Source organism: Lacticaseibacillus pantheris DSM 15945 = JCM 12539 = NBRC 106106 (assembly GCF_001311175.1).
Taxonomy (GTDB): Bacteria; Bacillota; Bacilli; order Lactobacillales; family Lactobacillaceae; genus Lacticaseibacillus; species Lacticaseibacillus pantheris.
This window is the reverse complement of the sequence record NZ_BBAI01000005.1, coordinates 75,519-86,209: the sequence shown is the minus strand read 5'-3', so window position 1 is coordinate 86,209 and position 10,691 is coordinate 75,519. Positions and strand designations below refer to the sequence as shown.

General features: G+C 54.4%; 8 protein-coding genes and 2 pseudogenes. 4 read left to right on the top strand and 6 right to left on the bottom strand.

The window, feature by feature from the left end; all coding sequences use genetic code 11:
- The first annotated feature begins 597 nt into the window (after positions 1-597).
- Entirely contained in the window at positions 598-1,461 is an 864-nt protein-coding gene (locus tag JCM12539_RS03370; RefSeq protein WP_054649253.1) for a deoxyribonuclease IV, read from the top strand.
- A 47-nt stretch (positions 1,462-1,508) separates the two neighbouring features.
- Positions 1,509-2,336, top strand: coding sequence for a dihydrodipicolinate synthase family protein (locus JCM12539_RS03365; RefSeq protein ID WP_054649251.1), 828 nt, complete (start codon positions 1,509-1,511; stop codon positions 2,334-2,336).
- A gap of 67 nt (positions 2,337-2,403) precedes the next feature.
- On the opposite strand, the gene JCM12539_RS03360 is transcribed toward JCM12539_RS03365, so the two are convergent.
- The 5 genes and pseudogenes from JCM12539_RS03360 to JCM12539_RS03340 all read right to left on the bottom strand — a co-directional run bounded on the left by JCM12539_RS03360 (position 2,404) and on the right by JCM12539_RS03340 (position 6,328).
- Positions 2,404-3,039, bottom strand: a complete 636-nt coding sequence (locus tag JCM12539_RS03360) for a histidine phosphatase family protein (RefSeq protein ID WP_054649249.1) — start codon at positions 3,037-3,039, stop codon at positions 2,404-2,406.
- Between the two features lie 12 nt (positions 3,040-3,051).
- A complete protein-coding gene (locus tag JCM12539_RS03355) occupies positions 3,052-3,855 on the bottom strand; it encodes a Cof-type HAD-IIB family hydrolase (RefSeq protein ID WP_054649247.1) in 804 nt (267 codons plus the stop codon).
- Between the two features lie 547 nt (positions 3,856-4,402).
- Positions 4,403-5,358: pseudogene (locus tag JCM12539_RS03350) on the bottom strand (aldo/keto reductase).
- Between the two features lie 112 nt (positions 5,359-5,470).
- Positions 5,471-5,906 (bottom strand): annotated as a pseudogene (gene msrB, locus JCM12539_RS03345) (peptide-methionine (R)-S-oxide reductase MsrB).
- 104 nt (positions 5,907-6,010) lie between these two features.
- Positions 6,011-6,328: a DMT family transporter gene (locus JCM12539_RS03340; RefSeq protein ID WP_054649245.1), complete on the bottom strand. Its 318-nt coding sequence runs from the start codon at positions 6,326-6,328 to the stop codon at positions 6,011-6,013.
- A gap of 292 nt (positions 6,329-6,620) precedes the next feature.
- Between JCM12539_RS03340 and JCM12539_RS03335 the strand changes: the two genes are divergently transcribed.
- Positions 6,621-7,547 (top strand): LysR family transcriptional regulator, encoded by a 927-nt coding sequence (locus JCM12539_RS03335; protein ID WP_054649243.1) that lies wholly within the window; start codon positions 6,621-6,623, stop codon positions 7,545-7,547.
- A 510-nt stretch (positions 7,548-8,057) separates the two neighbouring features.
- Positions 8,058-8,729 carry a Crp/Fnr family transcriptional regulator gene (locus JCM12539_RS03330; protein WP_054649241.1) on the top strand — a complete coding sequence of 224 codons (672 nt, stop codon included), beginning with the start codon at positions 8,058-8,060 and terminating at the stop codon, positions 8,727-8,729.
- Between the two features lie 906 nt (positions 8,730-9,635).
- On the opposite strand, the gene JCM12539_RS03325 is transcribed toward JCM12539_RS03330, so the two are convergent.
- Entirely contained in the window at positions 9,636-10,424 is a 789-nt protein-coding gene (locus tag JCM12539_RS03325) for a hypothetical protein (RefSeq protein WP_054649239.1), read from the bottom strand.
- Positions 10,425-10,691 lie beyond the last annotated feature (267 nt).

Sequence of the window (10,691 nt, the reverse complement as noted above, 5' to 3'; positions counted from 1 at the left end):
CCCCCACGGCACTCCCACCGGCCAGAACCACATTTGCGAACGGACTCAGACAGAAATCACGGACAACCAACATCTTGCCACTATGAGCAATATAGTACCATTACTCAATCCAATACGAGTTGACGAAACCCACGCCCAAATATCCCCAAACGCGTGGATGGAGTGGCCAGCTCATGCTACCACTATGTATCGAAAACCAGGAGGTATATTTTGGGACGAACGCGTCGTGCTCGGTAACGTAGTTGTACAACAGTAGCCTGAGGCCGCGTCGGTCAGACCGGGGAGCGGAGGCGTGTGGGGTCGGAATGGTAACCACTGCGGGGTGTAACGTTCTTACGGCTTTAGCCGTTAGAACGCGACGAATTCCAAGCCCGGCCGGTGGGTTTCCGGCCGGGCTTGGAATCGCGGCGGAAACACGCCCGCACTTGGCGGGTTGGAGCTTCGCCCTAGCAGTGGATTACCATGGAGCACCCCACGTAAGCCGCAGCTCCCCGGTCCGGCCTACGCTGCCGCCAACCACTACAGTAGCAATCCACCCGCGTGTTCGCACCACCTTTGTGCTATGCTTAGGCCATTGAAATTGAGGAGGACAATTGTATGTTAATTGGTGCCAACGTCAGTATGTCAGGCAAAGCCATGTTCCCCGGTGCGGTCGCTGAGGCCGTCAGTTACGGCGCGACGACGCTACAGTTCTACACTGGTGCGCCGCAAAACACACGGCGTAAAGATGTCAGCGAAATGCGTATTCCCGAAGGCCTAGAGGCAATGGACGCAGCTGGCCTGAGCCACCTGGTGATTCACGCGCCCTACATCGTCAATCTGGGCAACACCAAGAAGCCCGAAAACTACACCTTTGCCGTTGAATTTATGCGTGGCGAGGTTGCCCGCGCCGACGCCCTCCACGCCTACAGCATGCCATTCCATCCCGGGGCACATGTCGGCGCTGGAGCTGATGCAGCTATCGCGCAGATTGCCCAGGGCCTGAACGAAATCATCACGCCCGAACAACACGTGACCATCGCCCTCGAAACCATGGCCGGCAAAGGTACCGAGGTGGGCCGCACCTTTGAAGAAATTGCCGCAATCCTCGACCGCGTCACCTACAACGAGAAGGTCATGGTTACCATGGACACTTGCCACATGAGCGATGCAGGCTATAACGTGCGCGACGACTTTGACGGCGTCCTGAATGAGTTTGACCACGTGATTGGGCTCGACAAACTCAGCATCGTGCACGTTAACGACTCCAAGAACCCCCAAGGCAGCAACAAAGACCGCCACGCCAACATTGGCGCCGGCACCATTGGCTTTGACGCGCTGTACGCCATCGCACACCATCCCCAGCTCACGGGCCTCCCCAAAATTTTGGAGACACCTTACGTCGGGACGGACAAAAAGCACATGCATGCGCCGTACGGTGTTGAGCTGAACTGGCTGCAAAGCGGCAATTACCAACGATGAACTGGCTGCCCTGGCAGAATCTTAATGCAAAGAAGGCATCTCCAATCATGACCAAACTACAACCATTCCAGGTGGCGGTTCCTACAGCATTCAACGCCGACGAATCACTGAACGTTGACGCCACCATCGCCCACATCCGCTACCTGGCCCACCACGGCGTGGACAGCGTGCTGGTCAGCGGCTCAACCGGCGAGCAGCACAGCATGACCCTCACCGAGAAACAGACGCTGGCCGCTGCGCTAGAGCACGCCGAACTGCCGCCAGCCCTCGAAATCATCTTTGGTGTTGCCAGCATCCGGCAACATGAGGCCGTCGCTCTGGCTGCGACCGTGGCCCAACAGCACCGCATTAATGGCATTCTGCTGGGCTTCCCGCCGTACATTCTCCCCACGCAACAGGAGGCCAGCAATTACGTTCAGGCCATCATCGCCGCGGCGGAGCGCCCGACCATCCTCTACAACAATCCCCACCGTACTGGCTTCAACCTGGAGCTAACCACCCTGCGGCAACTTGTCCGGCTACCCCAGGTTGTGGGCATCAAAGAGGCCGGCGACCCCAAGCGGGTGCCCACCATCCGCACGCTGGTGCCCGACGACTTTGCCATTTATACCGGGAGCGAACTCGACCTGCCGCACCGCGTCGAGCTCGGCTACGACCACCTATCGTCAATCAGCGCCAACCTGTACCCCGAGGCCATGGGAGCCTGGTTCACGGCTCTCCGGCACGGCGGGCAAGCCTTTGACCCCTTGCTACAGCGCGAGTTATCCGCCCTGCATAGCGGTAGCGTCCTCACCTTCGTCAAGGAACGGATTAGCGCTCAAGAAGGCATCGCCATGGGCCGTCCGCGGGGGCCACTGGGTAATTTCGTCGAATAACTGAATTCCAAGCAAAAAAAACGCACTGGCCAAAGTCAGTGCGGTTTTTGCGTGTAAATTCGATTCACTATAATCCGGCCGCCCGCAGCCGGTTGGATTCCTCCGGCTTGACGTTCCACGCGACTTTGCGCCAGTGCGTGCCATCAGTCTCCAGGACGGTCACACTGGTATTGGCGACCTCCCCCGTATCGCGAGCGTGGTCCAACGGGGTACCCGTCAAAAAGTTGCTGGTAATCGTCAAGACAATTCCGTGGCTCACCACCAGGGCCCGACCATCCGGCCCCACCGACGCCGCCAAGTCGCGAAACGCGGCCGTCGTGCGCCGAACGAGTGCCTGGTACCCCTCGGCGTGCACCGCGCGGTAATCCCACCGCTCCATGTGGTGGCGGTAATTAATGAACTCGGGGTCGTCCATCCACGGGGCCAGCAGTTGGCCGTCCCAGTCGCCGAGGCTCATCTCCCGCAGCCGGTCGTCATACTCGATTGGCGCGTCCGCGGCCGTAACCAACCGCGCGGTCATTGAGGCGCGAGGCAAAGGTGAACTGACCACACGGTCGAAGTGTACACCCCGTAACATGCCGTGCACCGCGCGAGCGCCATCAACGCCACTTTGCGTTAACGGGCCGTCCACGCCGCCACCGTTAAAACGGCCCTCAGCGTTCACGACTGTCTGCCCATGACGAACTAAGTATAAATAGGTCAACCTGAGCGCCCCCTAGATAATATCCGCCAGCACCTTGTCGATAATCCGTAACACCCCGTGGCGTTGGTTCGATGCCGTGGTGTAGCGTGCCGCCGTGGCTGCGGGCGGGAGGGCGTTGAGGACGTGGTAGCTGTACCCCACCTCCTGAAGCATCGGCACGTCGTTTGCGCCGTCACCAAAGGCCATCATGCGCGCGGTGGGGATGCCATATGCCTTGCCGAGTTGCCGAATGGCCGCACCTTTGTCCACGTCCGGATTCATCACGTCGACAAAGTGCACCCCACCCACAGTCACCGATAAGTCAGCACCAAACGGGCGGTTGAATTCAGCCTCAACCTGCTCGTAGGCATCGCCATCCGGGTAATAGGCGGTAAACTTGGTCACGTCCTCCGCGAACTGTTCAAGGTGCGACACAATCCGCACCTCGTTGAAAAAGTTCCCCAGTTGCTTGATGTGGTCCGCGTCCCGGGCGTCGATGTAACCGGCGTCCACACCGGACAGGATGGGCACCCCGGCCCGCTGTCGGTGCGTGTAAGCGGTGAGGTGTTGGTGCGTCGCGGTGGGGATGGCGTTGGTGTACACCCGCCGCTTGCCGCGCTCGATGACCGCGCCGTTGTCGCCCACCAGAATAATGTCGTCGCGCACGGGGGCGAACAGCCCCTGCAAAGTCGCAATGGAGCGGCCACTCACCGCGGCAAACTCCACCCCGTGCTTGCGTAATGCGTGTACCCGGTCAAAGAAGCCGGCGGGCACGCTGCCATCCTCCTCCAAGAGCGTGTGGTCCATATCGGATGCAATTAGTTGAATGTCGGTCATACGGTTGGTTCCCCCAATAATTGAATCAGGGCCTCAACCCCGGTTACTTAGTACCACCATTTTAGTCCCGGATGGGGGTGGGAACAAGCGGGCTGCGGGGAATTGATGAGCTGGTGGGAAGCAAAGGGGAAGGGCGGGGCAGCTGCAATGGCGAGTATGGATACAGCGCTCCGCCGTTACTCGTGCTTATGGAAACGAGTTGCACCCCGCAGAAACTTGCGCGTAACCCGCTTCGGCAATCAAGCCAAGCCCGGGCTTCACCGCCGAAGCAAGTTACGCTCCAGTTTCTAACCGCGGGGTTCCACTCTCTGAAACGAGCTCCGCAGGCCAGAAAGCGACGTATAAGGAAACCCGGACAAGAATCCAAGTGCGTGATTCTCGTCCGGGTCACGGGTAACGCTACAACGCTCCCTCGTTACTCTTGCTTATGGAAACGGGCTGCGCAGGCCAGAAAGCGACGTATAAGCTACTAGCACCAAAAGGCCAAGTACGGGCCTTTCGGTGCTAGTAACTTATACTCTGCTTTCTAAACGGCCTGCTCCGCCCTCTACGGCAAATCATGCCCCGCCGCAAAGTAAATATCGTACCACTCCTGGCGGGTCAAACTAACATCCGCACCCGCCGCACTATCACGAATATGGTCCGGATTCATCGTGCCGATAATCACCTGCATGTGCGCCGGATGCCTCAAAATCCACGCCGCCGCAATCGCATTCTTCGACACTCCGTACTTCTCCGCCACAATTCCCAGTACCCGGTTTACCTCTGGGAACGCCGGATTATTAATGAACGTCCCCTGAATCTGACCGTACTGGAACGGCGACCAGGTCTGAATCGTCATCCTGTGCAACCGTGAATACTCAATCACACCACCATCATGATCCACACTCGCCTCGTCCGTCATGTTCGTGTGGATGCCGAAGTCAACTGGCCCCGTGTGCATAACCCCGAACTGCAACTGGTTCACCAACAGCCTCTGGTTGACCGCCGACTGCAACAATTCCACCTGCCCAGGGTTAAAATTCGACACCCCAAAGTGGCGTACCTTGCCGCTAGCGAGCAACTCATCGAACGCCGCCGCGACTTTGTCCACGTCCATCAACGCATCCGGCCGGTGTAGCAACAGAGCATCCAAATAATCGACCTGCAGCCGCTCTAGAATCCCGTCGACCGCCTCTAAAATGTGGTGCTTGGAAAAGTCGTAGCGCCCACCATACGGCGCCTCGCCCAACGGTGAATCACCCTTGCTGGTACAATCCCCGTCTTGGACTGAATGAAGAAGTCATTCCGGTTCGCGCCGGCGCGCTTCAACGCCTTGCCCAACACGCGCTCCGAATCGCCGCCACCGTAGATGTCGGCCGAATCAATGTAATTAATGCCTACATCCTTGATGGTATCCAGAACCGTCGCAGCCTCGGGAGCCGTCAACGCGTTCATCCGCATGATGCCCAGCGCCACCGCCGATGCACGGTAGTTACTGTTGCCCAACTGTACTTTATGCATATTCCTAACCTCGATTGTTTGTAATCGGTTCCATATTTAAGGTAAACCGCGCCGCCACGAACGTCAAGCCGTGGCGGCGCAGCTGTCACTAGTCACGCATCAAAAAAAACACTTACTCCGCAAATAACGTGCGGTACTCCCCGTAGCCCTCTTTGTCCAAATCAGCTACCGGTACGAACCGCAAAGCCGCGGAATTAATACAGTAGCGTAAGCCACCCTCCGCCGCCGGTCCGTCCGTAAACACGTGACCCAGATGCGAGTCTGCGTCCTTACTCCGCACCTCCGTCCGCTCCATGCCGTGGCTCTGGTCGCGGTGCTCCTTAAGCTGCTTAATGGGCCGCGTGAACGACGGCCAGCCACAGCCGGCATCATATTTGTCCCGCGACGAAAACAACGGCTCCCCACTCACCACGTCAACGTAAATACCATCATGAAAAAAAGTCGTCGTACTGCCCACTAAACGGGCGCTCCGTGGCCGCTTCCTGGGTCACCGCGTACTGCTCGGGCGTCAACCGCCGGCGCAATTCGTCATCATCCCTCTTGTCCATAGTCAGAATCCCCCTTTGCATCATCAATCGGTCTAGTTACTTTTTGTTAGTTTCCACCCACAGAATAACATGGTGGGATGCAAAAACAAAGACGCATCATAGCATTAACTGGTGGTTAACTTGATGCCCACAATACCAATCATTAGCAACGCCACAAAGCCCCATGTCAGCGAGGACAGGTGGTCGCCGAATAACGCCACACCCAAAATGATGGTGCCCACCGCACCAATCCCGGTCCAGATCGGGTACGCGAGGCTCAGCGGTAGGTGCTGCATTGCGCGCTCAAGCAACAGGAAGCTCGCCACCATGGCCAAGAGTGTGGTCACCGTGTACCCCCAAAGGGTAAACCCGTGGCTCAACTTCATCGTGGTTGCCCACACAGTTTCCAGCAGTCCCGCAATTACCAAGTAAATCCACGCCATTTTAAAAAGTCCTCCATGCATAGATAGGCATACTAGATGCCCAAAACAAAAGGACGCCCCCGCCCACTCCTTCTTGGCCTAATGGAGTGGGAGACAACGTCCGTCAACGGTTACTACCCGGCGGTAGCTTGATTCAATAATTGTGATTTTAGCACGGTGTATAAGAATGGTCAAAAGTTGATAGCAACCAAGCCCCTACAGCCGGGCAACCACAGACTATACTTGCGCCAGCATTCCGTTCGGCGCATACTAATTAATAACAGATACCAGTTACATCAATAAGGAGGGCACGATGGCCACACCCCTGAATCACGAACGGCAACTTGTAGATATCCTCACCGAGATTAGCCATACCGGCAGCGTTTCGCGCACCGCCGCGAACCTCTTCATGACTCAACCCACGGTCAGTAAACTTATCCGCAGCCAGGAAAAGCAGTACGGCGTGGCCTTGATTGACCGCGCGCAACACCCGCTGCGGCTGACCTACGCGGGTGAGTACTATCTAGACCAGATGCAACAGCTCATCCGGTCATACCAAAATGTTAGTAACAACCTCAAGGGTTACGCGGGTACGACGGTGGGACGCGTCACGATCGGCGTTAACCCGTCCCTCGCGCGAGTAGTGTTGCCCCAGCTACTGCCCGAATTTCACCGCCGTTTTCCACAAATACAGATTCGCCTCTTTGAGCAATCCGCCAGTAACATGGCGCAGGCAGTGCTTAACGGCGACATCGACCTTAATATCGGTACCGCCCGCACGTACGACGAGTCGCTGGAACACCAACGACTGTTCACTGACGGGGCGGCACTGGTCATACCGGTGCGGTTGTTGCCAGAAAATTTTGATGCCACACACCCTGGCAAAGTAGCCACTTTGATTAACGGTCAAGATTTCATCGAAGAGACTGATGACTCCGGCTTCCAACGTATGGTCACCAGCTACCTCACACAAACTGAGTCCGACCCCAACGTGGTGCTGCGGACTCCCAACCTCACCACCGCACTCCAATTGGCGAGTGCGGGCCTGGGCGCCACCATCGTCCCCGCATCACTGTTGGCCGAACAAACCGTAGAGGCCGATACGCAGATTGTGCCATTACCAATACCCGAATTTCAGGCGGACGTCGCCATTACATACAAAACGGCGGCGCAATTAAACGAAGCGGCCACGGAATTTTTAAATTTGGCACGCACAATTTTCGCATCAGGAAATGATTAGCACCCCTAGCAGCATCATTTACCCACGACGGCCGGTCATAATTAACGGCTTCGGAAAACGACGAACGTCGACGCAGGCCACAATGCAGCTTCCTGTGCCTAACACAATAATGCCGATATTCCTAAATTCGGGAATATTGGCATTATTACGTTAGTATTCGAAAACTAAGCACATTGTGGTCCACTCCCACAATTTTTTTTGCTTTTGATAGCCAAAGTCGGTAAAATGTGGATAACAACGTATACGAATTAGTTTACACACACTTCACCGTTGTAGCGACGCTAGGCTTGTTACTACGGTAGTTGTATCTCTTTCTGAAAAGATATTAGTCGTAATATAACCAGAAAATTAACCAGTTAATTATCGACGAATATTATCATGTGTAAATACTACGCATATAATGATTAAATGATGGCATCGGTCACGCCGAATTTTTACGGCGACCCTCTGGTAAAACTCAAATACCTTGGTACGCCGAATGCACCCGCAGACATCCGGGGAGATGCAACAATGAACAAATTAAACTTTTACGTTAATGGTGACTACGCGCAATTTAAGCCCTTACTCACCAAACTGGCTACCAAGCGCATTACCGTTCGTGCCGGTGAACGACTACAGGATACTAACGGGCGCCACTTCTACTATTACATAGAGGACGGTCTGATTATGCGGTCCGTGCTTTTCAAGTCAGGCTTGGAGCACGGTCTGTTGTTATGCGGCCATGATACCCTGACTCCGGTTTACCGATCGGAGGGTACAAGTCCCGAGAGTACGCTAAGCCTAGTGGCCATCCACGAGGCCCACGTCTTGGCAATCACCCATGATAAGATTGATGACTTGGTCTATAACAACCGCGACTTTAATCATCAGCTCATTATTAGTTACCAGAAAAATATTGATTACCTAATCCGTAAAAAGGAGCTGTTGTTGACCAGCACCGGCCTACAGCGATTAGCCTACTACCTCACCTGCTACCTAGACGAGTACGAACCCAAGGACAACACTGTCCACGTGAGTCAATCCCTAATGGGTAGCTTGGTGGTGCTCAACCCGGTCAACACGTCACGCAATATGAAAAAGTTGCGGGAGCTGGGTTTAATATCGACCGACCGTAACGGCATCAAGATCTTGAAGCGGAATAAGCTCAGGGAATTGGGTGAAATTGAGGAAATTACAATTTAATCGGGCCAAGCAGGCGTCACATATAGAGAATGTGATGCCTTTTTTTTATGCCTGGGGTGAACCCAGCTTTTACTCAGAATACATTACGGATGTTCTTGGTATAGGTTAGTCAACGATAATATAGGCGTGCAAGAGTAATTGGTCTAAACATTAAACAAAATTTGACTAAATGTGGCTAATTTTATCGCTTGATAATAGACAAGTATATACATTCAATGTATAGTGTCACCTGTAAAGTGTAAGTTGTAGGCACGTCGTGGTCCAAATGGACAAGGCGCGAAGCAACTGAACGTATGGTCACCGATACTTGTTGAAGCAATTCAACGTTCGCGAAGGCGCCACGGTGGGGGCCGTGGAGTAGAGGGTGCCTGCGTTGCCTGTGTGTGGGGCACGCCCCAGCAGGATTACCAGGACGAAGTGCGCAAGAGGGACAGAGGCTCCCGAGGCGGGCTTCGTTTTTTTTAGTTAGAGTAGGTGCTTTCAGCACCGTACTCTAACTTAACTCGTACGCGGAAGCTGTGCGCAGCACCGCTGAGAGACTGGAGTGTTTACTGGTTTAACCGTAGTCAGAACGAGTAACGTAGTGTGCCAGTGCACGAGCGCTCACCCTTTACCCTTGCTTAACAAAATTCGCAAATAACCATAACGGTCTCTGCACAATTTCTTCACACTTGGTCGGCATAATAAGCAACATAGAAACGAGGAACCCAGACCTCGCTCCTACAACTTCTTCTTCATAAACGTGATGTGGTCTCCCAGAGCCGCATCGCCCTCCCTCATTGAGGCCTCCGTGTGGACAGCGGAGGCCTTTTTTCTATTGTCACAAAAAAAAGACCCGATACCGCAGTCGGCGGAATCGAGTCGTTGAATATAGATCAACATTGCGTTAATCCATTAACATTCATATTAGTTAGCAAAGTACAGCCGAACAAAACCGTTCGTGGCTTCGCAGGTCTGAAAGCTAATGCCGCCCCACTGAGCCTTACCGGCCATCAGTGCGTTGTACGCAGCGTCCGTCGTGTTGTTCTGGTTGTACAGAACCTGACGGATGGTGTACTGGTGGCCATTAACAGCGACCGTTGAGCCAACACCGGCGCTAGCGAGCGAACCAAAGGCAACACCGGTCCGTTCAAACAAGTAGTGATTGCTCATCCCCGTCCACTGGTACACATAACTGTCGGCCGGAACGGAGCCACTACCACTAAATGAGCGGATGGCATACGTCGACCCACCAACCGTGAAACCGGTAGTAGGCGTCGGTGCCTGGGCTTGACTAGCCTGCGTGCTCTGTGCCGTTGTGGACGCAGTCGCGGTGTTGCTCTGGTTAGCAGTATTCGTCGTGTTCGAGGTAGCGTTGTTCGCCGCGCTGGACGCACTAGTAGCGTTAGCATTCTGGTTACTCTGGCCACTTTGGCTACTTGCACTAGCCTGGCTGGCACTATTACTGCTTGCGCTAGACGCACTGGCAGCGGACGCCTTCTTGGCATCCTGCTGCTTGTGGTCCTTCTTCGCAGTACTCGTTGCCACAACCTTGCTTTTCTTGACGGCAGACTTCTTAGCCACTTTGTGACTGGAAGATTCCGAAGAGCGCACGGCACCATTAGCGCTGCTTGTTTGACCAGGTGTCCCCCCCAGGACGCCGACAGCCAACAAAGCCGCACTTGCTACAGAAGCAAAAATATATTTAATTTTCAAAAGTATCCCCCAATACTTAAAAACCTAGTAACAACTTACACTCAATATGGTGATAATAGCCGGTAAGTATTGGTCCGTCTTTATCGCACGATAACTTTTACCCAATAAATAGCTTTGTACATGTTGACGAATACGCATTCAATTGCCGCTGCTATTCATTTGCCTATTTTGGAATAACGGTAAATTTATTTTCCTGTTTGTGGCGTTTAAATGAGAAACACCAACTAGTCGCCGTTTTTGCATATGTAAAGCCTGTGCAAACAGCCG